This window comes from Micromonospora sp. USAFONa4, assembly GCF_057197825.1.
In genome coordinates, this window is the sequence record NZ_CM170072.1 from 4,699,860 (window position 1) to 4,723,206 (window position 23,347).

The 23,347-nt window shown below is 72.7% G+C and carries 20 protein-coding genes; 15 read left to right on the top strand and 5 right to left on the bottom strand.

All coding sequences use genetic code 11. The annotated features are described in order from the left end of the window. Positions 1-10: 10 nt before the first annotated feature. From AC0OO9_RS20855 to AC0OO9_RS20865, 3 genes are all read left to right on the top strand, one after another. The gene (locus AC0OO9_RS20855) at positions 11-1,345 is read left to right on the top strand and encodes a Gfo/Idh/MocA family protein (RefSeq protein WP_484511750.1); all 1,335 of its coding nucleotides are present in this window, start codon (positions 11-13) and stop codon (positions 1,343-1,345) included. Between the two features lie 2 nt (positions 1,346-1,347). Further along, positions 1,348-3,495, top strand: coding sequence for an alpha-N-acetylglucosaminidase (locus AC0OO9_RS20860; RefSeq protein WP_484511752.1), 2,148 nt, complete (start codon positions 1,348-1,350; stop codon positions 3,493-3,495). Positions 3,496-3,603: 108 nt separating this feature from the next. Continuing rightward, on the top strand, positions 3,604-4,266 hold the full coding sequence (locus tag AC0OO9_RS20865) for an NPCBM/NEW2 domain-containing protein (protein ID WP_484511754.1): 663 nt from the start codon (positions 3,604-3,606) through the stop codon (positions 4,264-4,266). Between the two features lie 183 nt (positions 4,267-4,449). Here AC0OO9_RS20865 and AC0OO9_RS20870 read toward each other — a convergent pair whose 3' ends face one another. Beyond that, positions 4,450-5,829, bottom strand: coding sequence for an MFS transporter (locus tag AC0OO9_RS20870; protein WP_484511756.1), 1,380 nt, complete (start codon positions 5,827-5,829; stop codon positions 4,450-4,452). Between the two features lie 105 nt (positions 5,830-5,934). On the opposite strand from AC0OO9_RS20870, the gene AC0OO9_RS20875 reads away from it, so the two are divergent. Next, positions 5,935-6,519 (top strand): TetR/AcrR family transcriptional regulator, encoded by a 585-nt coding sequence (locus AC0OO9_RS20875; RefSeq protein WP_484511757.1) that lies wholly within the window; start codon positions 5,935-5,937, stop codon positions 6,517-6,519. A gap of 104 nt (positions 6,520-6,623) precedes the next feature. Beyond that, positions 6,624-7,568 (top strand): 4-hydroxy-3-methylbut-2-enyl diphosphate reductase, encoded by a 945-nt coding sequence (gene ispH / locus AC0OO9_RS20880; protein WP_484511759.1) that lies wholly within the window; start codon positions 6,624-6,626, stop codon positions 7,566-7,568. Between the two features lie 133 nt (positions 7,569-7,701). On the opposite strand, the gene AC0OO9_RS20885 is transcribed toward ispH, so the two are convergent. Next, a complete protein-coding gene (locus tag AC0OO9_RS20885) occupies positions 7,702-8,643 on the bottom strand; it encodes an isopenicillin N synthase family dioxygenase (RefSeq protein WP_225852038.1) in 942 nt (313 codons plus the stop codon). A 166-nt stretch (positions 8,644-8,809) separates the two neighbouring features. On the opposite strand from AC0OO9_RS20885, the gene AC0OO9_RS20890 reads away from it, so the two are divergent. From AC0OO9_RS20890 to AC0OO9_RS20920, 7 genes are all read left to right on the top strand, one after another. Further along, positions 8,810-9,676: a helix-turn-helix transcriptional regulator gene (locus AC0OO9_RS20890; RefSeq protein WP_484511761.1), complete on the top strand. Its 867-nt coding sequence runs from the start codon at positions 8,810-8,812 to the stop codon at positions 9,674-9,676. A gap of 246 nt (positions 9,677-9,922) precedes the next feature. Beyond that, entirely contained in the window at positions 9,923-12,937 is a 3,015-nt protein-coding gene (locus AC0OO9_RS20895; RefSeq protein ID WP_484511762.1) for a non-ribosomal peptide synthetase, read from the top strand. Then, complete coding sequence (locus AC0OO9_RS20900) at positions 12,937-13,695, top strand: leucyl/phenylalanyl-tRNA--protein transferase (protein WP_484511764.1); 759 nt, start codon at positions 12,937-12,939, stop codon at positions 13,693-13,695. Before AC0OO9_RS20895 ends, AC0OO9_RS20900 begins: the two co-directional genes overlap by 1 nt. 17 nt (positions 13,696-13,712) lie before the next feature. Continuing rightward, complete coding sequence (locus tag AC0OO9_RS20905) at positions 13,713-14,456, top strand: N-acetyltransferase (RefSeq protein ID WP_484511766.1); 744 nt, start codon at positions 13,713-13,715, stop codon at positions 14,454-14,456. Then, the gene (locus AC0OO9_RS20910) at positions 14,453-15,502 is read left to right on the top strand and encodes a methyltransferase (RefSeq protein WP_484511767.1); all 1,050 of its coding nucleotides are present in this window, start codon (positions 14,453-14,455) and stop codon (positions 15,500-15,502) included. Before AC0OO9_RS20905 ends, AC0OO9_RS20910 begins: the two co-directional genes overlap by 4 nt. Before the next feature lie 102 nt (positions 15,503-15,604). Then, positions 15,605-17,329 carry an acyl-CoA dehydrogenase family protein gene (locus AC0OO9_RS20915; protein WP_484511768.1) on the top strand — a complete coding sequence of 575 codons (1,725 nt, stop codon included), beginning with the start codon at positions 15,605-15,607 and terminating at the stop codon, positions 17,327-17,329. Positions 17,330-17,332: 3 nt separating this feature from the next. Then, positions 17,333-17,965, top strand: coding sequence for a heme oxygenase-like domain-containing protein (locus tag AC0OO9_RS20920; RefSeq protein ID WP_484511769.1), 633 nt, complete (start codon positions 17,333-17,335; stop codon positions 17,963-17,965). A gap of 28 nt (positions 17,966-17,993) precedes the next feature. Here AC0OO9_RS20920 and AC0OO9_RS20925 read toward each other — a convergent pair whose 3' ends face one another. Continuing rightward, the gene (locus tag AC0OO9_RS20925) at positions 17,994-18,482 is read right to left on the bottom strand and encodes a pyridoxamine 5'-phosphate oxidase family protein (RefSeq protein ID WP_484511770.1); all 489 of its coding nucleotides are present in this window, start codon (positions 18,480-18,482) and stop codon (positions 17,994-17,996) included. A 29-nt stretch (positions 18,483-18,511) separates the two neighbouring features. Then, positions 18,512-19,375 (bottom strand): 3-hydroxybutyryl-CoA dehydrogenase, encoded by an 864-nt coding sequence (locus AC0OO9_RS20930; RefSeq protein ID WP_151453515.1) that lies wholly within the window; start codon positions 19,373-19,375, stop codon positions 18,512-18,514. A gap of 240 nt (positions 19,376-19,615) precedes the next feature. On the opposite strand from AC0OO9_RS20930, the gene AC0OO9_RS20935 reads away from it, so the two are divergent. After that, positions 19,616-20,848, top strand: a complete 1,233-nt coding sequence (locus AC0OO9_RS20935; protein WP_132240860.1) for a cytochrome P450 — start codon at positions 19,616-19,618, stop codon at positions 20,846-20,848. A gap of 89 nt (positions 20,849-20,937) precedes the next feature. Here the strand turns inward: AC0OO9_RS20935 and AC0OO9_RS20940 are convergent, their stop codons facing one another. Continuing rightward, positions 20,938-21,717, bottom strand: coding sequence for an AfsR/SARP family transcriptional regulator (locus tag AC0OO9_RS20940; protein WP_311414996.1), 780 nt, complete (start codon positions 21,715-21,717; stop codon positions 20,938-20,940). Positions 21,718-22,282: 565 nt separating this feature from the next. Between AC0OO9_RS20940 and AC0OO9_RS20945 the strand changes: the two genes are divergently transcribed. Next, a complete protein-coding gene (locus tag AC0OO9_RS20945; RefSeq protein ID WP_484511773.1) occupies positions 22,283-22,456 on the top strand; it encodes a hypothetical protein in 174 nt (57 codons plus the stop codon). Between the two features lie 55 nt (positions 22,457-22,511). After that, positions 22,512-23,303, top strand: a complete 792-nt coding sequence (locus AC0OO9_RS20950; RefSeq protein ID WP_484511775.1) for a thioesterase II family protein — start codon at positions 22,512-22,514, stop codon at positions 23,301-23,303. The last annotated feature ends 44 nt before the right edge of the window (positions 23,304-23,347 follow it).

Here is a 23,347-nt window from a genome sequence, read left to right on the forward strand (position 1 = left end):
GATGATCGACGTGGCAGGCCCTGTGTCCCCCGGATCGGGACCGGTACGACTGCTCGTGCTCGGCGCGGGAGGGCGCGGCGCGCACGCGTACGCCCAGTGGTGCCTGGAGCACCCCGACGCGGCGCGGGTCGTCGCGGTCGCCGAGCCCGACGCGGAGCGCCGCGACGGACTGGGCGACGCCCACGCCGTCCCGGCGGACCGACGCTTCACCAGCTGGCAGCAGGCGCTCTCGACGCGCGGACCGTGGGACGCGGTAATCGTCGCCACCCCGGACCGGGACCACGTCGATCCCACCCTCCGGGCCCTCGAACTGGGACACCACGTCCTGCTCGAGAAGCCCATCGCGCCGACCGCCGAGGACCTGCACCGGCTGACCGTCGCGGCCCGTGGCAGCGCCGGCACGGTCACCGTGGCCCACGTGCTGCGCTACACCCCGTTCTTCCAGACCCTGCGCCGCCTGCTCGACGAGGGCCGGATCGGGGAGCTGCAGGGGATCTCGCACATCGAGAACGTGGCGTACTGGCACTTCGCGCACAGCTACGTGCGCGGCAACTGGCACCGGACCGACCAGTCGAGCCCGATGCTGCTGGCGAAGGCGTGCCACGACATCGACATCCTCCGGTGGCTGGTCGGGTCGCCCTGCACGACCGTCGCCTCGTTCGGCGAGCGCCGTCACTTCCGGGCCGAGCACGCGCCGAAGGGATCGACCGAGCGCTGCGTCGACGGGTGCGCCGTCGCCGACACCTGCCCGTACAACGCCGAACGCCTCTACGTCGACCAGCTCGCCGACGTCGACGGGCCACCCGTCACGGTCGTCACGAACGACACGAGCGTGGCCGGCCGGCGGCGGGCCCTGCGGCTGACCGACTACGGCCGGTGCGTCTACCGGATGGACAACGACGTCGTCGACCACCAGACGGCGGCGCTGCGCTTCGGCAACGGCGTCACGGCGTCGCTTGTGGTCTCGGCGTTCACCGCCTGGAACACCCGCACGCTCACGTTGATGGGCAGCCACGGACAGATCACCGCGGACATGCGTTCGGGCCGGATCAGCCTGGCGACCTTCACCGACACGCCGCCCACGGTGGAGGGGCGGCGGACCGACGAGACGTTCCAGGTCGGCAGCGGCAGTCAGGGGGTCGTCGACGAGGTCATCGAGGCGTTCTCCGGACACGGTGGCGGGGACGCCGGGCTGATGCTCGACTTCACCGGGCGGGTCCGCAGCCGGCTGTCCGGCGAGGACGTCGAGGCGGCCCCCAGCTCCCTGGAGGAGAGCGTGGAGAGCCACCTCGTCGCCTTCGCCGCCGAGCGGTCGCGGCTGAACCGCACCGTCGAGGAGCTGTGACGGTGGACGAGGTGCGTGCCCTCGTGGCCCGCGTCGCCGGCACGGCCGACGACGTGCGGGTGGAGCGGATCCCCGCCGGCGACGACGCGGCCGTCGCCGGATATGGGTGCCGCGACGGCGGCCTGACGCTGCGCGGGTCGGATCCGGTGGCCGCGGCCGCCGCGTTCGGGCAGTACCTGAAGGCGTACGCCGGCCGTCAGGTGACCTGGGAGCAGCCCCGGCTCGCGCCCCGGCCCACGCCTTGGCCGGACGCGCCCCCGACGCGGCTGACCAGCCCGTTCGCGGTCCGCTACCACCTCAACACCGTGACCTACGGCTACTCGGCGGCGTTCTGGGACTGGGACCGCTGGGAGCGGGAGATCGACTGGATGGCGCTGCACGGCGTCACCCATCCGCTCATGCAGGTCGGCCACGAGGCGGTGCTGGCGGAGACGTTCCGGCGGGCCGGGCTCGACGCGGCCCGGGTCGACGAGTGGATCGGCAGCGCGGCGCACTTCCCGTGGACGTTCATGGGCAACACGAACTCGTTCGGCGGGCCGCTGCCGTCGCGCTGGATCAGCCGCCACGTCGAGCTGGCGCAGCGGATCCTCGACCGGCAGCGCGCGCTGGGCATGACGCCCGTCCTGCCCATGTTCGGGGGGCACGTGCCGCCGGAGCTGGCCGACCCGTCGGCCGGCGAGATCGAGTGGCAGGGCTGGCGTACCCCGATCCTCGGCCCCGACAGCGAGCGGTTCGCGTCGTTGACGGCGGAGTTCCTGAGCATCCAGCGGGAGCTGTTCGGCACCGACCACCACTACGCCGTCGACCCGTTCATCGAGTCGGTGCCGCCGTCCGGGGAACCCGACTACCTGGCGTCGGTCGGCCGGGCCGTCTACCGGGCGATGGCGGACGGCGACCCGGAGGCGACCTGGGTGCTCCAGGGCTGGCCGTTCCACTACCAGCGCGACTTCTGGCGGCCCGACCGCGTGCGCGCGTTCCTGGCCGACGTGCCCGACGAGCGGCTCCTCCTGCTGGACCTGTGGGGCGAGCACGCCCCCATGTGGCGCCGCGACGGCATGTTCGGGCGGCGCTGGGTGTGGTGCGCCATCCACAACTTCGGGGGCCGCTTCGCGCTCTTCGGCGACCTGGACGGACTGCGTCGCGACGTCGACGAGCTGCGGCGTACGCGGCCGGCCCGGCTGGCGGGCGTAGGGCTGGCACCGGAGGCGGTCGAGAACAACAGCGTCTTCTACGAGTTGGCCACCGACCTGACCTGGGGCGTGCCCCGACTGGACGACTGGCTGCGGTCGTTCGCACGGCAGCGCTACGCGTCCGGGCACGAGGACTTCGCCCTGGCCTGGCGGCTCCTGGCCGACACGCTCTACGCGCCGGGGCGCACCCGGTCCATCCCGTCCCCCGTCATCGCCCGGCCGTGGTCGGCCGACGCGCCGTTCGCCGCCCAGCGGCTGGCCGGCGAGTTCGTCCCGCAGGACGCGGAGCCGCAGCGGCAGTCGGCCAACATCGACGCCGAGAACGACCCGATGGTCCTCGGCGCCCTGCCGCGGATCGCCTCGGCCGCCCGGCTGCTGCTCGGGCGGGCGCCGGAGGCCGGGGTCCGGGAGCAGGTCGAGCGGGACCTGGTCGAGCTGGTCGGTCACGTGCTGGCGCAGGGATCCCGGATCCACATCCGCGGGATGCTGGCGGCCTTCGCCGAGCGGGACGGGGACGGGGTCCTGGACCACTTCGCCCGGTTCCGGGCGGATCTGCTCGACCTCGACGAGCTCGCCGGCACGCGCGCCGAATCGCGCGTCGGCCGGTGGATCGACGACGCCCGCGCGTGGGGCGACTCGCCCGCCGAGGCCGACGTCATGGAGCGCGACGCCCGCAGCCTGGTCTCCGTGTGGGGCCACCAGACCAGCGGGCTGCACGACTACTCCGGGCGGCACTGGGCCGGGCTCGTCCGGGACTACTACCTGCCCCGGTGGGAGCTGTGGGCGACCTGGCTGGCCCGGGCGGCGACGACGGGGCAGGCGCCGGACGTCGACGTCCTGCGCGCCCGCGTCGTCGCGCACGAGGAGCGCTGGCGGGGGACGACCGGCGGCTGTCCCGCCGCGCCCGAGGGGAACACCCTCGACGTGGCGGCCAGGATCCTCGACCGGCTCGGGCACTGACCGGCGGCGGCCCGGCGCGTCCGCCCGTCGGACCCGGCGCGCGGATCGCCGCCGGACCCGGCGCGCCGGTCGTCCGGCGCGCGTGCGCGACGTTGCCATAATCGAACGGTGTCTGTCCCGAGGCGCCTCCGCTCGTCCAATCCCGCGATCGTCGGGGCGGTCATCGCCGCCGTGGCCACGGTGGTCGCGGCGGCCATTCCCGTAGCGCTGGAGCTGACCCGAGACACCGGCGGCGGCGGTGCCGCGCCGCCGGTCCAGGGTGCCCCTTCCACCGGGCAGCCCTCGCCGACCCCGCCGGCGGCGCCCACCGACCCCGCCCCGACACCCGAGTCGCCCGCGGTCACCGCGTCGCCGTCGCCTTCGGCCGGCGTGGTCCCGCTGACGGAGATGCGCGAGGTGGACGACTTCGAGGGCTGGGAGCAGGAGCCGCTGATGGTCGCCGGCAAGCGGCACGAGGCGGTGCTGACCGCGTCCCCGTGCTGGTTGAACGACAACTACACGGTCACGTTCGTGGTGAGCCGGCAGTTCCGGGTCTTCGAGGCGGCCGTGGGCATCGCCGACGAGTCCCCGAAGGGCATGCCGCTGCGGTTCACCGTGCTCTCCGACCGCAAGGAGGTCTTCACCACCACGGTCGGCCTCGGGAGGACCCGCCCGGTCAAGGTGGACATCAGCGACTCGACCCAGGTGTCGCTGCGGGTCAGCACCACAAGCGTCGAGCAGTGCCACGGCGACAGCCTCGGCGCCTGGATCGCGCCGCGGGTACGCCGGTGAGCGCCGGCCCGTCGATGTGACGGTGGCCGGCGCCCGCGCGTCCCCGGAGCGCGCCGGTGTCCGACCGGCGGCCGGTGGGCGGGCCCCCACCGGCCGTTCCCACGCCCGCCTGTCGGGGGCGCGGTGGAGGATGTCCGACCCGGCGGCCGGTGGGCGGGCCCCCACCGGCCGCCGGGTCGGTGCTCAGTGGGCCGGCCGGGGGGTGATGAAGAAGGCCAGGACGGCGGCGGCGACGGCGATGACGGCGCCCGTGGTGAAGCCACGGGAGAAGCCGGCGGTGCTGGTGCCCGCGATGCTCGCCGCGGCCATGCTCGACACGACGGCGGCGCCGAGCGAGGCGCCGAACTCGTGGAAGGTGCTGACGATGCCGGACGCCAGACCGGCCTCGTGCGGCGCGACCTGGCCGAGCGCGACGGCGGACGCCACGACGAAGAGGACGCCCGTGCCGGAGGCGGCGACGGCCACCCCGACGACGAGGGCCAGGGTCCCGTCGACGAAGGCGGGGACCGCCATGCCGGCCGCCGCGACGAGCAGCCCCAGGACGCCGAGCGTGCGCGCCCCGATCCGGCCGATGACGCGACCGGCGGCGTTCGCGCCGAGCATGGTCGTGATCGCCACGGGCAGGAAGAGCAGCCCGGTGCGCAGGGCGCCGTAGCCCTGGTGGTTCTGCAGGTAGAACGTGCCCAGGAAGAAGACGGTGATCATCAGCGCGGTCGCGACGAGGATCAGCAGCGCCCCGGTCGCCACCGGCCGGCGGAACAGCAGCCGTACGTCCATCAGCGGGCTCGCGGCGCGGCGCTGCCAGACGATGAACGCGGCGTAGAGGAGCACGGCGGCCACCAGCAGCGCCAGGATCGTCGGGTCGGCCCAGCCGACGTCGCCGGCGCGGATCAGCGCGTAGATCAGTGATCCGGTGGCGGCCGTCACCAGCACCGCGCCGGGCAGGTCGAGCCGGGCCGTCGCGCCGGTGGGCGCCTGGGGCGGAAGCTGCATCCGGAGGGCCAGCAGCAGGATGATGCCGACCGGCACGTTGACGAAGAACACCCAGGGCCAGCCCGGCCCGGCGGTGAGCAGGCCGCCGAGGAGGACGCCCAGGGCGGCGCCGCCGCCGCCGAGCGCCGACCAGATGCCGAGCGCCTTGTTGCGCTCGTCGCCGTCGAAGATCGTGACGACCAGGGACAGGGCGGCGGGGGAGAGGAGCGCCGCCGCGAGGCCCTGCCCGACGCGACCGCCCAGGAGCATGGGGCCGCTGGTCGCCAGCCCCGCCGTCAGGGACGCGGCGCTGAACAGCAGGAGCCCGGCGAGGACGAGGCGCCGGGCGCCGAACAGGTCCGCGGCGCGCCCACCGAGCAGCAGCAGGCCGCCGAAGGTGAGGGTGTATCCACTCACCACCCACGTGAGGGCTTCCCGATCCATCCCCAGGTCCGACCCCATGTGCGGCAGGGCGATCGCGACGACGGTGACGTCCAGGATCAGCATCAGTTGGGCGATGCCGACGAGGCCCAGGATCCGCCAGCGCTGCGGATGCGGACTCGCTGGTGTGGGAGTTTCGGTTGCGGTCACAGGTTCCGCCATGGCTGCCAGGCTCCTCCGCCAAGTTGAACGGTAGTGTTCAAGTTACGGAGACACGTTAACTCATGCACGTCTGTTCGACTTAGGGGAAGTTCCATGACTCGCCCACTCGCCAAGCCGACCCGCCGGGCCGACGCCCAGCAGAACGTGGAGAGGATCCTGGAGGCGGCGGTCAGCTGCCTGAGTCGCGACCCCGACGCCAGCGTCAGCGACATCGCGCAGGCGGCGCGGGTGGGCCGGGTGACCCTCTACGGTCACTTCCCGTCCCGGGACGCCCTGGTCGAGGCCGCGCTGACCCGGGTGCTGGCCGAGGGGGAGGAACTCCTGGCGGGCCTCGACCTGACCGGCGACCCGCGGGACGCGCTGCGCGTGCTGATCCGGTCGAGCTGGCTGCTGATCGCCCAGTCGAGCGCCGTGCTGGAGGCGGCCCAGGCGTCGCTGCCGCCCGAGCGCGTGCACCAGCTGCACGCCGAGCCGGCGCGACGCGTCGACCAGTTGATCCGCCGGGGCCAGGACGAGGGGGTGTTCCGGATGGACCTGCCGGCCGACTGGCTGACCAGCGTGCTGCACCACATCATGAAGGGCGCCGCCGCCGACGTGGCCAGCGGGCAGGTGGACCGGGCGGACGCCCCCCGCCTCATCTCCGAGACGGTCCTCGCCGCCTACCAGGTGAACGGGTAGCGGACGTCCCGGCGCCGGGCGTCGTCGCTGGTGCTCCATCGGAACCCCACCGGATTGCGAGGACCCGGCTCGATACTGCGGAGATGCGTGGGAAGGAGTGCGCGATGTCCGTAGCCGAGTCCGTAACGGTACTGCTCGCGGCACCGCGTGCGTTCTGCGCCGGTGTCGAGCGTGCGATCGAGATCGTCGAGCGTGCGCTCGCCAGCCGGGGCAGCCCGGTGTACGTCCGCAAACAGATCGTCCACAACGCGCACGTCGTCGCCGACCTGGAGTCGCGCGGCGCCGTGTTCGTCGAGGAACTCGCCGAGGTGCCCGCCGGCGCGACTGTGGTGTTCTCGGCGCACGGGGTGTCGCCCGTGGTGCGCGCCGAGGCCGACCGGCTCGGCCTGGAGGTGTTCGACGCGACGTGTCCGCTGGTGGCGAAGGTGCACACGGAGGCGCGCCGGTACGCCGACCGTGGGGACACCGTCCTGCTCGTGGGGCACGCGGGGCACGAGGAGACCGAGGGCACCCTGGGCGAGGCGCCGGAGCGGATGCTGCTCGTGCAGTCGCTCCAGGACGCGCGCACGGTCCAGGTGCCCGACCCGGACCGGGTGTCGTACCTGACCCAGACCACGCTCGCCGTGGACGAGACCGCCGAGGTGCTCGACGTGCTGCGCCAGCGGTTCCCCGCGCTGCGCGGACCGTCCTCGGCCGACATCTGCTACGCCTCGACCAACCGGCAGGCGGCGTTGCGTACGGTCGCCGAGGAGTCCGACCTCGTGCTCGTGGTCGGCTCGACCAACTCGGCGAACACGCAACGGCTCGTCGAGCTGGCCCGCCGCGCCGGCCGCCCGGCCCACCTCATCGAGGACGCGGCGGAGATCCTGCCGGAGTGGCTGGCGGGTGTCGGCACGGTCGGGGTCACCGCGGGCGCGTCCGCCCCGCCGCGCCTGGTCGAGGGCGTGGTCGAGGCGCTGCGGGCGCGCGGGCCGGTGACGGTGGTGGAGCGCGAGGTCGCCCGCGAGACCATCGAGTTCACCGTGCCGGGCGCGGTGCGTTCCCTCTGACACCGGAACGCCGCCCGGCGGACCGCCCGTCGCCGATGCGCCGCGCGTTTGGAGCGTCCGGCGGCCCGCCCACCGCGCGGCGCCCGGGCGGACCGCGTCTGCGGGGCGGTCCGGCGGGCGCCGTGGGGGGCGGTTACGCGGAAGCCTGGTACGTCGACTGCATCTTGTGCGAGAACCACTCGCCGACGGTCACGCGGTCGAGCCCGGCCTCGGCGCTCTCCTGGGCCAGCGGGCGCATGGGTTCGATGGTGGTGTCGTGGTTGGGCAGGTAGAAGAAGGGGATGGAGACGCGCGACGGCGCGTCCGTCCCCTCCGGGTTGACCACCCGGTGCACGGTCGACGCCCACCGGCCGCCGGTCCAGAACGCCATCAGGTCGCCGATGTTCACCACGAAGCTGCCGGGGATGGCGGGCACGTCCAGCCAGTCGTCGTCGCCGCGCCGCACCTGGAGCCCGCCCAGCTCGTCCTCCACGTAGAGCACCGTCAGGCTGCCCCAGTCGGTGTGCATCTCCCGCCGCAGCACGCCGTCGTCGGGCGTCGGGTAGTAGTAGTTGGCGATGATCAGGGACACGTGCTCGTCGAACTTGCTGTCGAAGAAGTCCTCCGGCAGCCCGAGGGCGAGCGCGAACAGCCGCATGATGTCGGCCGACAGCTCGGTCATGGCGGCGATGTACTCGTACCAGACCGCCTTGAAGTCGTCGTCCGGCCAGATGTTCGCCGCCTTCCAGGTGGCCGGGTGCGTGCCGAGCCGCGCGCGCTCCTCGTCGCTCAGGTCGCCCGTCACGTGCGCGGCGAACGCCTCGTACGGGCCGCCCGGGCGGCGCAGGCCCGACACCCCGGAGCCGCGGTTCGCGCTCCGGTCCTTCTCCTCCTCCGGTCGGGTGAAGAAGGTCTTCGTGGTGGTGTACATGCGGTTCACCAGTTCCCGGGGCACGCCGTGCCCCACGACGGTGAAGAACCCCGAACCCTCGCACGCCTTGCCGATGGCTGCCGCGATGGCCGCGCGCCCCTCGGCGGTGGTGCGGCCCGACAGGTCGATCGCCGGTACGAAATCCTGGACCACAACGGGTTCCACAACTGCCCGCCTCTCTCGCGACGTCATTACATTGATCGAAGCAATCCCGGGTCACCCGCCGGCAAGCCGCTGCGGTGTCGCTTCCCCCACGTGCGGGTAATTGCTCGGCGTACCTGGCGGTAAGGCAATGTTGAGACCGGCAGACATTCACGTGCACGATTGCGTCGTGGCATACGAGGACGAGCAGTTGTCGCAGATGGCCGGGGCGCTCGCCCAGGCGGGCCGCCCGCTGTCCGGGGACGCCGTGGGTCGGCTCGTCGCCGATCCGCCGGGTGTCGTGGCGGATCCTGCCATGCGCCTGCTCGTCGCCGCCGCGGCGGGGGACCCGCTGCTGCTGGCCGCGCTGCGCGAGGGGATCCGCGTCGAGGGCGTCACCGCCGGGCCCGGCCGGGCGCGGACGCCGAAGCGGGTCCAGGAGCTGGTCCGTGCCACGTTGCGCGGCGCGCCGACCGGATCGTGGCAGCTGCTGCGGGTGGCCGCCGTGCTCGGTCGGTCCTGCCAGCTCGCGGAGCTGACGGCGATGACCCGGCGGAACACCGCCCAGCTGCTGCCGGACCTGGACGCGCTGCTCGACGCCGGTCTGCTCGACTGGGTGGGCGACGACCTCGCCTTCCGGCACGAACTGGTGTGGTGGGCGGTGCTCGACGCCCTGCCGCCCGCCGTGCGGCAGGCGCTCCGCGCCGACCGCGACCGCCTGCGCCGGCGCCGGGCCGTGACCGGTGCGTCCCGCACCGCCGACCCGTCGGCGGAGCCCGTGGCCCCCGCCGACCTGCGGCGCAGGATCGGGCTGCGCTCCGCGCCCGCCGCCCGCGAGCACCGTCCGGACGCCGGCGGCGCGTGGGAGTCGTTCAGCGGCGTCGAGCGGGCCATCGCGCGGCTCGTCGCCGAGGGCATGACCAACCGGCAGATCGCGACCCGGGTACGGCTGTCGCCGCACACGGTGAACTACCACCTGCGTGGCCTGTTCCGCCGGCTGGGCATCTCCTCGCGGGCCGAACTCGTCCGCCACGTGCCGGTCTCCTCCGCGGCGTAGCGGGCGCTCCGGACCTTCCGGACAGCACTGCCACATAGCGATTTCCGGCGTCCTTCACGTTGAATTCGACGAAGGGTGGACCGCGCCCAAATGACTACCCTGATGAGTAGTGTCAATTCTGGTTCCATGCTCATTCTGGTAGTCGGGGGAACCGCCCTCAGGCAGTAGTGTCGCCCGTATCGAATTTCGTTGGGTCAGCGGCAGGTAAATCCACGGGTACGACCGTGCTCACACCCGAGGGAAAACATGAACATCCGTACGCAACCGCGTGTCCACGAACTCATCGCCGTCCGCGCGGCGTCGCAGCCCGACCGGACCGCGGTCGTGCAGGGCGACGCGCACGTCAGCTACGCGGACCTGGAGCGCCGGGCGAACGGCCTGGCCCGCCACCTCGTCGACGAGGGCGTCGGCGCGGACTCCGTGGTCATGGTCCACCTGGAACGCTCCATCGACGCCGTCGTCGGCCTGCTCGCCATCTGGAAGGCGGGCGCGGCCTACCTGCCCGTGGATCCGGGGCTGCCGGACAGCCGGGTCGAGGCGTTCGTGAAGGAGACCGACTGCACCACCGTCATCACCCACGCCCGCGACCTGGCGCGCTTCGCCGACCTGCCGGTCAGGGCGCTCACCGCGGGCGTCGCGGACGGCGCCGCGACCGCCCCGGCCGTGGCGGAGGGCGGCGGGGACGCCGCCTACATCATCTACACGTCGGGATCCACGGGTACGCCGAAGGGCGTCGTGGTCAACCACGACTCGCTGAGCCACCTGTGCGGGGAGCTGGTGGGCCGCTACGGCGTCGCCCCCGACGACCGGGTGCTGCAGTTCGGCGCGCTCTCCTTCGACACCTCCATCGAGCAGATCACGGTCGCGCTGCTGGGCGGGGCGACGCTGGTGCTGCCCGAGCTGAGCTGGGCGCCCAGCGAACTGCCGGAGCGGCTGCGCCACCACGGGGTCACCGTCATGGACCTGACCCCCGCGTACTGGCGCCGCTTCCTCGCCGAGGCCGGCGCGGGGGCCGGCGACCTGCCGGTCCGGCTGGTGATCGTGGGCGGCGAGGCGGTCAACGCGGAGGACTGCCGCACGGCGCTGGACCTGATGCCCGGGGTGCGGCTGGTCAACGCCTACGGGCTCACCGAGACCACGATCACCTCCTGCCTGATGGACCTGACCGCCGACGTGCTGCCCGCCCGCGGCGCGGCCCCCGTCGGCCGGCCGCTGCCCGGCACCGTCGTGTACGTCCTCGACGAGCACGGCCGGCCGGTCGGCCCCGGCGAGCGCGGTGAGATCCACATCGGCGGTCGCGGCGTGGCGCGCGGCTACCTGACCGAGGACGACGCCGGCCGCTTCCGCGCGGACCCGTTCGCGTCCGAGCCCGGCGCGCGGATGTACCGGACGGGTGACCTGGGCGCCTGGACCGCCGAGGGCAACCTCGAGGTGATCGGGCGCATCGACCGGCAGGTCAAGATCCGTGGTTTCCGGGTGGAGCCCGGCGAGATCGAGGCGGCGCTGGCGGCGCACGAGGGCGTCGACACGGTCGCCGTCACCACGTACGAGCACGACGGCCAGCGGCGCCTGGTCGCGTACCACACCGGCCCACGGTCCCTGGACGTCGCGGAGCTGCGCGAGTTCGTCGGCCGCCACCTGCCCGACTACATGGTGCCGACGGTGTTCGTCGCCCTCGACGAGCTGCCGCTGAAGACCAACGGCAAGGTCGACCTGGCCGCGCTGCCCGCGCCGAGCACCGCGACGGTCGCCGCCGAGGCGGCTGACGACACGCCCGTCGACCTGGTGGAGCGCGGCGTGACCCGGCTGTGGGGGCAGGTGCTCGGCGTGCCCCGGGTGCTGCCGGACGACAACTTCTTCGCGCAGGGCGGCAACTCGATCCTCGCCGCCGAGCTGCTCGCGAAGATCCGCGGCTCCTTCGGCGTGCTCATCACCCAGGTACGTCCGCTGATCCGGCTGCTGCTGGAGGACGCGACGCCGCGCGGCCTGGCGCGGGCGGTGCGCGAGGCCCGGGAGGGCACGCTCGCCGGCGACGACACCCGCAAACGGGTGGACTTCGCCGCCGAGACGGAGCTGGACGTGCAGGTCCGGCGCGACGTGCCCGACGAGCCGCGCTGGCAGGACCCCCGCCACGTGTTCCTCACCGGCGCCACCGGCTTCCTGGGCATCTACCTGCTGCGGGAGCTGCTGACGAGCACGGACGCCGTGGTGCACTGCCTCGTACGCGCCGACGGGCCGGAGCAGGGCCTGGCCCGCATCCAGGCCAACGCGCGGCACTACTTCGGCGAGGACCTCGCCGGTCACCAGGCGGCGGGCCGGATCGTCGCCGTCCCCGGCGATCTCGCGGCACCCGGGCTCGGCCTGTCCGAGGCGGCCTTCGACGAGCTGGCGCGCACGGTCGACGTCATCCACCACCCCGGCGGGGCCGTCAACTTCATCTACCCGTACTCGCACATGCGGCCGGCGAACGTCGACGGCACCCGTGAGATCATCCGGATGGCCGCGCGGCACCGCAACGTCCCGGTCCACTACACGTCGACCATGGCCGTCGTCGCGGGCTTCGGCACCGCTGGCGTCCGGCACGTCGACGAGGACACCCCGCTGGCGTACGCCGACCACCTCTCCGTCGGCTACGTGGAGAGCAAGTGGGTGGCCGAGGCGCTGCTGCACCGGGCGGCGGAGCGGGGGCTGCCGGTGGCGATCTACCGGGCCGCCGACATCTCCGGCGACCGGGTCAACGGCGCGTGGAACATCGCCACGGAGATGTGCGCCATGAAGAAGTTCGTGGTGGACACCGGCACCGCCCCCGTCGCGGAGCTGCCGCTGGACTACACGCCTGTCGACGTGTTCGCCGCCGCGGTCGCGCACATCGCCCGGGCGTCCCGGCCCGCCGGCGAGGTCTACCACCTCACCAACCCCGGGAAGGTCAACATCTCGGTGCTGGTCGAGCGCCTGCGGGCGCACGGGCACGACATCCGCGAGGTGACCTGGGCCGAGTGGCTCGACGAGATGGTGCGGGTCGCGGTCGAGCAACCCGACCATCCGATGACCCCCTTCGCGCCGCTGTTCATCGACCGCTGCGCGACGGGCCAGATGAGCGTCGCGGAGATGTACCTGGAGACGACGTTCCCCGTCTTCTCCCGCACCAACGTGGAGGACGCGCTGCGCGGCAGCGGCATCGAGATCCCGACGGTGGACGCGGAGATGCTCGACCGTTACATCGGCTACCTGACCCGTACCGGGTTCCTGCGGGCCGCGTGATGGGCTGGGAGACGCTCGACCTCACCCACGCCCCCACCGCCGGCCCGGTCGCGTTCGGCGACGACCTGTCCGCGACGACGCTCCTCGGCGCCTACCGGCACGGGTTGTTCCCGTTCCCGGCCGACACCGAGGAGCGGAAGATCGTCAGCGAGTTCACCTACGAGGCGGACGTCGCCGCCGGCCGGATCGCGGTGCTCGCCGGGAGCGCGGACCCGTACGCCGTCGCCTGGTGCTCGCCCGACCCGCGCCCGGTGATCCGCGTCGACCAGGCCCGCATCCAGCGCAGCCTGCGGCGGCAGCTGCGCAACAAGGTCGAGTGGACGACGACGCTCGACGTCTGCTTCGACCGGGTGGTCCAGCACTGCCGCGTGGGCCGCGAGCCCCGGTGGCTGACCGACCGGCTCGTGTCGGCGCTGCGCGAGCTGCACGCGGCGGGGCACGCCCACAGCGTCGAGGTGTGGGAGGGCGACGAGCTGGTCGGCGGCACGTTCGGCGTACGCGTCGGTGGCGTGTTCAGCGCCGACTCCCAGTTCGCCCTGCGCAGCGGCGCGGCGAAGGTCGCGGTCGCGTGCCTGGTGCGGCGCGTCGCGGAGAGCGGCGGCGTGGCGGTCGACGTCCAGCACGACGGCGACCACGCGAAGCTCATCGGCGCGGTCGCGGTGCCCCGTACCGAATACCTGGCGCTGCTGCGCAGGCACGCCGACGACCACTGTGCCATGCCCGCGGACCCGCTGCCCGCGCGCAGCCTGGCCGCCTGACCAAGGGAGGTGACCCCGTGCGCGTGCTGACCCTCGCGGAGCGACCTGACCTGCTGGACGGGATGCTCCACATGGAGGCCTCCTGGCCCGACTACATCCCGCCCGAGCCGATGGTGGTCGGCTGGGCCCTCGACCGGTACCCGGAGCACCAGCTCGTCGTGCTCGACGCCGACGACGCGGTGATCGCCCGCGCGGCCGCCGTGCCGTTCGCCTGGGACGGCGACCCGGCGAGCCTGCCCGACACCGGCTGGGACGCGGTGCTGGGGATGAGCATGCTCGACACCGCCGCCGGCCGCCGGCTCACCGCGCTGTGCGCGCTGGAGATCGCCGTGGTGCCGGGCATGCAGGCCCGGAACATGTCGGGGCGCGTCCTGGCCGCGGTCAAGGACAACGCCCGCCGGCACGGCTACCGCGACGTCGTCGGGCCGGTCCGGCCCAGCGGCAAGCACGCCGAGCCGCACGAGCCGATGCCGGAGTACGCGGCCCGGACCCGCGACGACGGGCTGCCGGCCGACCCGTGGCTGCGCGTGCACGTCCGGGCGGGCGGAGAGGTCCTCCAGGTCTGCCCGGCCTCCATGACGATCTCCGGCAGCCTCGCGCAGTGGCGCGACTGGACCGGGTTGCCCTTCGACACCAGCGGACCGGTCGTCGTGCCGGGTGCCCTGACCCCGGTCGCGGTGAACGTCGACCACGACCACGCCGTCTACGTCGAGCCCAACGTGTGGGTTCGACACCCCCTCGCGGAAAGGCATGCCTCATGACCAGCACCGTTCCGGCCACCCTGGCCTCCAAGATCCGCAACCGCGCCGCCCTGATCGAGATCATCGGCGGCTACATGGCCTCGCAGTCGCTCGCGCTCGCCGCCGAGCTGAAGCTCGCCGACCACATCCACGACGGCCGGGTCACGAGCGCGCAGCTCGCCGAGGCGACGGGCACCCACGCGCCGTCGCTGCACCGGCTGCTGCGGACCCTCGTGGCCATCGGCGTGCTGGTCGAGCCGACGCCGGGCGAGTTCCGCCTGACCGAGGTGGGCGAGCAGCTGCGCACCGACTCGCCGAACTCGCTGTGGGCGTTCACCCGGTTCTTCACCAACCCCACGCTCTTCGCGTCCTGGCAGCAGGTGCGGCACACCATCGAGACCGGCGAGTGCGCCTTCGACCACGTGCACGGCAAGAACGCGTACGTGCACCTCGCCGAGAACCCCGAGCTGTCCGCGCTGTTCAACGTGGCGATGGGGCAGGAGTCGAGGGCGTCCGCCCAGCTCGTCGCCGACGGGTACGACTACTCCGGCGTGCGTACCGTCGTGGATGTCGGCGGCGGCGACGGGACGCTGCTCGCCGCGATCCTCGGCACCCACGCCCACCTGCGGGGGGTGTGTTTCGACAGCGCTGCGGGCGTGGCCGAGGCCGCCGGCGTGCTCGCCACCGCCGGTGTCGCCGACCGGTGCGAGATCGTGGCGGGCGACTTCTTCTCGTCGGTCCCCGAGGGCGGCGACCTGTACGTCATCAAGAGCGTCTTCCAGGACTGGGACGACGAGAACGCCCGGAAGCTGCTGGCCACGGTGCGCGCCCACATCCCCGCCGACGCCACGCTGCTGATCGTCGGATCGGTGCTGCCGGACACCGCGAACACCGACAACCCGGTGATGTTCTACACGGACATCAACATGCTGGTGACCGCCGGCGGCCGGGAGCGGACCGAGAGCGAGTTCCGGTCCCTGCTCGCCGAGACCGGCTTCACCGTCGAGTGGTGCGGCCACGGCGCCGCCGGGCCGCTCTCGCTGATCAAGGCCGTGCCGGCGAGCTGACCCACGTCGAGGACCGGGCCACGGGCGCACCCGCTCACGCGAGTCGAACGTGGCCCGGCCCGTGTCCCGATCCAGACCCACCCGCGCAACGGGGAGGCAACGATGAACAGACCGAGTTTCGGCAGCGAACTCCTGCGCGGCAGGCTGCGGGTCGACCTGCTCGACCCGCTGCCCGACGCCGGGCTCGACGCCGACGCCGAGGCGTTCCTCGCGCGGCTGCGCGCGTTCTGCACCGACAAGGTGGACGGCCGGCTCATCGAGCGCGAGGACCGGATCCCCGACGAGGTGGTCGACGGCCTGCGCGACCTCGGCGCGTTCGCCATCAAGCTCCCCAGGGAGTACGGCGGGCTCGGCCTGTCCGGGGTCTGCTACCACCGGGCGCTGATGATCGTCAGCACCGCGCACTCCTCGCTCGGTGAGCTGCTCGGCGCACACCAGGCGATCGGCCTCATCCAGCCGCTGCGGCTGTTCGGCACCGACGCGCAGAAGCGCGAGCTGCTGCCGAGGTGCGTACGCGAGCTCTCCGCCTTCGCCCTCACCGAGCCCGACATCGGCAACGATCCCTTCCGGATGCGGACCACCGCCACCCCCACCGGCGACGGCGGTTACCGCCTCGACGGGGTGAAGCTGTGGACGACGAACGGCACCATCGCCCACCTGATCGTGGTGATGGCCCTGGTCCCGCCCTCGGAGAGCGGCCCGGGAGGCATGTCCGCGTTCGTGGTGGAGGCCGACGCGCCGGGGGTCACGGTGGAGCACCGCAGCTCCTTCCTGGGGCTGCGCGGCCTGGAGAACGGGGTCGTCCGGCTGCACCGGGTCGTGGTGCCCGCGAGCCGCCGGATCGGGCCGGAGGGGCAGGGGCTCCAGGTGGCGCTCGCCGCGCAGGACACCGGCCGGCTGTCGATGCCCGCCGTCTGCGCCGCCGCCGCCAAGTGGAGCCTGCGGATCGCCCGCGAGTGGTCCGGCGTCCGCGTGCAGTGGGACCGGCCGATCGGTGAGCACGAGGCGGTGGCGGGCAAGATCGCCTACATCGCGGCGACCGCCTTCGCGCTGGAGGCCATGGTCGAGGTGTCCGGCCGGCACGCCGACGCCGGCGTGCTGGACACGCACACCGAGGCCGAGCTCGCGAAGCTGTTCGCGTCGGAGCAGGCGTGGCGGATCGTCGACGAGCTGATGCAGATCCGGGGCGGTCGCGGGTACGAGACCGCCGAGTCGGCCGCCGCGCGCGGCGAGCGCGGCGTCCCCGTCGAGCAGCTGTTCCGGGACCTGCGCATCGGCCGGATCTTCGACGGCTCCAGCGAGGCGCTGCGGGTGTTCGTCGGAACCGACGCGCTGGCGGACGAGGAGGGCCCGGCGGAGGGGTCCACGCCGTCCGCGCCGCCGCCCGACTTCGGCGTGCTGGCCGGGCACCTGTCGTCCGCCGCCGCGACGTGCGCCGAGCTGGCCCGGCACCTCGACCGGGGCCGGGAGCGGTGGGGCGAGGCGGTCGCCGAGCGGCAACTGTTCCTCGGCCGCGTCGTGGACGTCGCCGCCGAGCTGTACGCGATGACCGCCGCCTGCGTGTACGCCAGGGCGCTCGGCGGCACGGCGGTCGAGTTGGCCGACGCGTTCTGCCGACAGTCCCGGCAGCGGGTGGCCGAACTCTGCCGGGGGCTGTGGGCCAACACCGACGGCGACGACGTCGCGGTCGCCCGGCGGGTGCTGGACGGCAGCTTCACCTGGTTGGAAGAGGGCGTGCTCGACGCGTCCATCGAGGGGCCGTGGATCGCCGAGCCCGTACCGGGACCGGCGAGCGGCCCGAACCTGCACCGCACGATTCGGAGGTGACTAGTGGACGAGCACGTGGCAGAGCTGGTGGCACAGGGCCGGCGGTCGCTGGAGCTGGCGCCCAACCGGTTCCTGGAGCTGCTGGAGCGCGGTGAGGTGTCGGCCGACCGGCTGCGCGCCCTGGCCGGCGAGCTGTACCACCTGGTGTCCAGCGACCGGAGCAGCTTCGCGTTCCTGGCGGCCCGCTTCCCCGAGCCGCTGTTCCTGGCCATGGCGGGCGCCGAGGAGGAGGCGCTGGGCCTGCTGCCGGCCTTCGCCGCCGCGGTGGGTCTGGGGGAGAAGGAGCTGCGGGCGCACGAGCCGCGACCGCTGGCCCAGGCGTACCCCTCCTTCATCGTCCGGACCGCCGTGTTCGGGCCGCGGTCGGCGATCCCGCTGGCCCTGCTGGTCAACGTCGAGGAGTCGGGCGGCTTCTACGCCCGGATGGCCGACGCCCTCCAGGCGCGCTACGGGTTCTCCGACGGGGCGGTCGCGCACTTCCGCTACTTCGCCGAGACGCCGGACGAGGTGCTGGAGCAGGCGGCCGGGGTGGTGTCGACCGGCCTCGCGGCGGGCGACGACCCGGTGGAGGCGCTGCGCGCGGCGCGGATGGTGCACGCCTACGAGGCGGTGTTCTGGGCGACGATGGCCGAGTGACCCCGGGACCGGGGTGGACCCGCCCCGCTCAGGGCAGGTCCACCTCGATCCGGCGGTCGATCCGGTCCTCGATCCAGGTGCTGGTGTCGACGAGCCACACGCGGTCCACCGAGATCTGGTAGATGCGGTGCTCCGCCGGCGGTAGCAGCGCCGACACGGGCAGGGTGTACTCCGCCCTGCTGGCCTCGTCCGGCAGCAGGGCGTCGTAGAACGTCGCGTGGTGTGCGCGTACCTCGTCGGCGGTCAGCTCCCGGCAGGTGCCGGTGAACTGGGCGCCGTCGACCTCGGTGAGCCCGCCGTCGCCGGTGACGAAGAGGGCCCCGCTCACCGTCGGGCGGGCCGCCACGTGCCTGCTGTGCCGGGACCCGGTGGCGGAGCCGAACAGGAAGCGCAGCGGGTCGGGCAGCCACGCGTACTGCAGCACCGCCGTCCACGGCCGGCGGTCGGGGGAGACGGTGGACAGTGACAGGTACTTCGCGTCGGCGACGACGCGGTGCAGACGGTCGACGAGGTCCATGGTTCAGCCCACCTCCGCGGGGGACGGGCTCATCGCCCGTACTCGTAGAAACCCCGGCCGCACTTCTTGCCGAGCATGCCGCCGGCCACCATGCGGGCGAGCAGCGGCGGCGGCGAGTAGTGCGGCTCGCGGAACTCCCGGTACAGCGACTCGCTGATCGCGGCCACGATGTCGAGCCCGATCAGGTCGACCAGGCGCAGCGGACCCATCGGGTGCGCGCAGCCGAGCGTCATCGCCTTGTCGATGTCGGCCACCGACGCCATTCCGGACTCCACCATCCGCACGGCGGAGAGCAGGTACGGGATCAGCAGCGCGTTCACCACGAAGCCCGCGCGGTCCTTGGCACGGACGACCTGCTTGCCGAGCACCTCGGTGACGAACGCGTCGACGGTCTCGACGGTCCGCGGGTCCGTACGCACCGAGCCGACGACCTCCACGAGGGGGAGCACCGGCGCGGGGTTGAAGAAGTGGATGCCCACCACCTGCTCGGGCCTGGCGGTGACGCCGCCGAGCTTCACGATGGGCAGTGAGGACGTGTTCGAGCCGAGGATCGCGTCCTCGTCCTCGACGACCTTGTCGAGGGTGGCGAACACGTCGAGCTTGATCGACTCCTGCTCCGAGGCGGCCTCGACCACCAGCTGCCGGTCGGCGAAGTCCGTCAGGTCGGCGGTGAAGGACACCCGACCCAGCGTCGCGTCCCGATCCGCCTCGCTGAGCTTGCCCCGGCCCACCGCGCGGTCCAGCGACGCGGTCAGCCGCGCCCGGCCCGGTACGAGGGAGGCCGGCCGCGACACCGCGACGAGCACGTCCAAGCCGGCCCTCGCGCAGGTCTCGGCGATCCCGGCGCCCATGACCCCGCACCCGACGACGCCGACCCGGCGAATCCTGTCCATGTTTCTGCCTCCGCACACGCGTTAACAAATGGGGTTGCCGCGAAATTCGGTGAGTAGGGCGGGATCGCCGCTCCCTGACACGTGTCGTGGTAGGACGATAGGTTGGTCAGCCGGCTCGACGCAATGATCTGCGCCTTTGTCCAGACGAATTCGTGGCGGGCGCGAGAAAGCGGTTACCCGGCAGTTCCCGATTGACAGTTACCTTTCTCTGCGTTCCCTCACCATCGTAGGAGGCGCACTATGGTCGACTTCAGCGCTGCCCCCACCACCCAGATCGACAGTCGCGGCGGCAAGTGCCTGTACGCGCAGATCGACGAGTTCCGTGCGGCCGGCCCCGCGGTGGCCGTCGAGCTGCCGGAAGGCATGTTGGCCTGGTCGATCACCCGTGGCGACGTGGTCCGGCGCCTGCTGACCCACCCCGGGGTCTCCCGCAACGTCAAGAAGAACGTGCCCAGCTACACCCCCGGCGAGATCAAGTGGCTGTCGCCGTGGGTGGACGTCGAGTCCATGTCCACGGCGGAGGGCCGCGAGCACCAGCGCCTGCGGCAGCTCGTGGCGCCGGCGCTGACCCCGAAGCGGATCGACGCCATGCGCCCGCACGTGGAACTCGTCGCCCGGCGGCTGCTCGACGACCTGGCGACGCACCCGGCGGACGAGCCGGTCGACCTGCACACCATCTACTCCCAGCAGTTGCCGACCAGGGTGATCTGCGACCTGTTCGGGGTGCCGGACGACCTGCGGCCCGAGGTGCTGCGCATCCTGCGCGTGGTGCTGAACACCGACAACGTGCCGGAGGAGGAGTCGGCCGCGGTCTACGTCGACATGAACGTCGCCATGCGTACGCTGATCGACCTCAAGCGCCGCGAGCCGTCCGACGACCTGACGAGCTTCCTGATGGCGGCCCGGGTGGAGGGCGAGGAGCCGCTCAGCGAGCAGGAGCTGGTCGACATGCTGCTGCTGCTCATCGGCGGCGGCAGCCAGACGACCGTGACGCTGATCGACCACACGGTCCGCGAGCTGCTCGCCAACCCGGACCAGTTGGCGACCCTGCTGGCCGACCCGGCCCGCTGGCCGGACGCGATCGAGGAGGCGCTGCGGGCGCACTGCCCGGTGGCGGCGCTGCCGATGCGCTGGGCGAAGGAGGACATCGACCTCGGCGAGGGGGTCGTCATCCGGGCGGGCGACGCCATCCTCATCAGCTACCTGGCGCACGGCCGCGACCCGGCCGTCCACGAGAACCCGGACGTGTTCGACATCGACCGGGAGAACAAGGAGCACCTCGCGTTCGGCGCGGGCCCGCACTTCTGCCCCGGCGCCCGCCTGGCGCGCCTGGAGGCGGTCGTGGCGGTGCCGGCGCTGTTCGCCCGCTTCCCGCACCTCGCGCTGGCCGTGGCGCCGGACGAGATCCAGCCGCTGCGCTCGTTCATGGCGAACGACGTGGCGTCGCTGCCGGTGCTGCTGAACCACCGGTAGGCGGACACGACGCCGCCCGGCCCGCGTCGCGGGCCGGGCGGCGGTGCGTCCGGGGGGCCGTCGGTACAGCACGCGGTCACGGCCGTGGCTCAGTGGGTGAGTGCGGGGATCTGGATTTTGGCGTCGTGTTCGAGGATGCGTTGTTGGAGTTCTTGGAGGCTGCGGCCGGGTTCGAGGCCGAGGCCGTCGACGAGGGCTTCGCGGGTGCGTCGGTAGACGCGGAGGGCGTCGACTTGGCGGCCGCTGCGGTAGAGGGCGAGCATGAATTGGTGGCAGAGGCGTTCGCGCATGGGTTCGGTGGCGGTGAGGATTTCGAGTTCGGGGGTGATTTCGCGGTGTCGGCCGCAGGCGAGTTCGGCGTCGAGGCGGTCTTCGAGTGCGGAGAGTCGTTCGTCTTCGATGGCGGCGAGTTCTGACCAGCAGGTGCCGGTTTCGACGAGGTCGGCGAGGGCGCGTCCGCGCCAGAGGGTGAGGGCTTCGGTGAGGAGTTGGGCGGCGCGGGTGGGGTTGTTGGTGGTGGTGGCGTGGCGGCCTTCGCGGACGAGTCTGCGGAAGCGGTAGAGGTCGATGGTTTCGGTGTCGATGCGGAGTTGGTAGCCGGGTGGGTGGGTGCGCAGGGTGGGGTTGGTGGTGGGGTCGGTGTTGTGGGTGAGCATGCGGCGGATGCCGGAGACGGCGTTCTGGACCATTTTGCGGGCGGTGGGGGGTGGGTTGCCGTCCCACATGGCGTGGAGGATTTGGCTGGTGGCGACGACTTTGTTGGCGTTGAGGAGGAGGTAGCCGAGGATTGCGCGTTGGCGGATTCCGCCGAGTTCGAGGTGGTGGCCGTTGTTGGTGACTTCGGTGCTGCCGAGTACGGAGAAGCGCATGGGTGTGCTCCGGTTGTCCGGTGGTGTGGTGGGGGGTGGGTTTTGAGTTTCCCATCGGTGGTCATTGGGCGGGCACCCCTAGGGCACCCCGCAGGAGGTGTGGGTGCATGGTGGGTGTTATTGGGTTGGCAGTGTGGAGTTGCTGGTCAGGCATTGTCGGGTGGTGGTGAGGCATGAGTCCGTCATCCGGGTCCGATGAACGGCGCACGTGCACACGGGGAAAGGTGCCGGTTAGCTGCCGAAGGTTGCTCCCACGGCCGGTGGGGAGCAATTCCCCCGGCCCGCTCCGCCGGCCGGCCCACCGCCCGTGACCCTTGGCACGCAAGGGCTTCCCGGGCCGGGAGTCCACCCTGGACACCGCGCTCGTGGCGCCCGGACGGCCGGGCCAGGTATTGACAAAAGCCACCGGGCCTGCCGCGTGTGACGGGTATGAGCGATTCACGAATGCGCTGTGACGAACCTTCGCGCAGACGGTGAACGCAGACCTTGTTGAAACACGTACCCGTCCAGCAGGTTTAGATGGCGTTCCGCACCACCGGGCCAAGCTGTGCGAGAGGGGACTCCCATGTCTGTCAACGCGACCGAGATTCTCAATGCCTTCTTCTTCGACGGTGTCGACGCTCCGGGGGACGGTGACGTGCGCATCGACGTCGTGGACAGCTGGACCACCAGCGACCTGGCGGCGGTCCGGCCCACCACCATCAGCTGGAGCGAGGCCCGGGTGGACGCGGCCCGCTGACGGATCCGGGGCGACCGCCACCGGCGACCACGAACTGATTCGCGGGGGGAACGAGATGACGGACTCCGACCTGTGGGTGCGACGGTTCCACCCGGCGGACGAGGCGGCGACCATGCTGCTGTGCCTGCCGCACGCCGGCGGCTCGGCGAGCTACTTCGCCCGGGTGGCCAGGACGCTCGCACCCGAGGTCGACGTGCTCGCCGTCCAGTACCCCGGTCGGCAGGACCGGTTGCGGGAGCCGGGCCTCACCTCGGTCCACGAGATCGCGGACCGACTGGTGACGGTGCTGCTGCCGCTGGTCGACCGGCCGCTCACCGTCTTCGGCCACAGCCTCGGCGCGACCATCGGCTACGAGGTCGCGCTGCGGCTGCGGCAGGCGGGCGTCGGCCCGACCGCGCTGTTCGTCTCCGGCAGGCGGGCTCCGCACCTGCGCAAGGAGGAGCGGACCCACCTGCGGGACGACGCCGGCCTGATCGCCGAGGTACGCGCCCTGGCGGGCACCGACAGCGCGCTGCTGGAGGACGAGGACGTGCTGCGGATGGTCCTGCCGGCCATCCGCTCGGACTACACCGCGGCCGAGACCTACGAGTACCGGCCCGGGCCACGCCTGGACTGCCCGATCGTCGCGCACATCGGCGACAGCGACCCGCGGGTGACGGTCGACGAGGCGAAGGCGTGGCGGGAACACACCGACGCGGGGTTCGAGTTCGTCGTCCACCCGGGCGGTCACTTCTATCTCAACGACAACATGTCCGCGGTGCTGCGCAGCATCAGGGCGCCCACCCGGTCGCTCAGCTCGGCCTCGCGCGGCGCCGCCACGGTCGCCCACGCCGAACAACCGGGGTGAGTCGCCGGTCGACCCGAGCCTCAGGAGTGTCCGGAGGTGACCCA

Coding starts and splice junctions, on each gene's coding strand:
- AC0OO9_RS20940 (WP_311414996.1), bottom strand. CDS start 21,717: ATGCGCTTCTCCGTACTCGGCAGCACCGAAGTCACCAACAACGGCCAC.
- AC0OO9_RS20915 (WP_484511768.1), top strand. CDS start 15,605: ATGAACAGACCGAGTTTCGGCAGCGAACTCCTGCGCGGCAGGCTGCGG.
- AC0OO9_RS20945 (WP_484511773.1), top strand. CDS start 22,283: ATGTCTGTCAACGCGACCGAGATTCTCAATGCCTTCTTCTTCGACGGT.
- AC0OO9_RS20875 (WP_484511757.1), top strand. CDS start 5,935: ATGACTCGCCCACTCGCCAAGCCGACCCGCCGGGCCGACGCCCAGCAG.
- AC0OO9_RS20930 (WP_151453515.1), bottom strand. CDS start 19,375: ATGGACAGGATTCGCCGGGTCGGCGTCGTCGGGTGCGGGGTCATGGGC.
- AC0OO9_RS20925 (WP_484511770.1), bottom strand. CDS start 18,482: ATGGACCTCGTCGACCGTCTGCACCGCGTCGTCGCCGACGCGAAGTAC.
- AC0OO9_RS20895 (WP_484511762.1), top strand. CDS start 9,923: ATGAACATCCGTACGCAACCGCGTGTCCACGAACTCATCGCCGTCCGC.
- AC0OO9_RS20950 (WP_484511775.1), top strand. CDS start 22,512: ATGACGGACTCCGACCTGTGGGTGCGACGGTTCCACCCGGCGGACGAG.
- AC0OO9_RS20910 (WP_484511767.1), top strand. CDS start 14,453: ATGACCAGCACCGTTCCGGCCACCCTGGCCTCCAAGATCCGCAACCGC.
- ispH (WP_484511759.1), top strand. CDS start 6,624: ATGTCCGTAGCCGAGTCCGTAACGGTACTGCTCGCGGCACCGCGTGCG.
- AC0OO9_RS20935 (WP_132240860.1), top strand. CDS start 19,616: ATGGTCGACTTCAGCGCTGCCCCCACCACCCAGATCGACAGTCGCGGC.
- AC0OO9_RS20900 (WP_484511764.1), top strand. CDS start 12,937: ATGGGCTGGGAGACGCTCGACCTCACCCACGCCCCCACCGCCGGCCCG.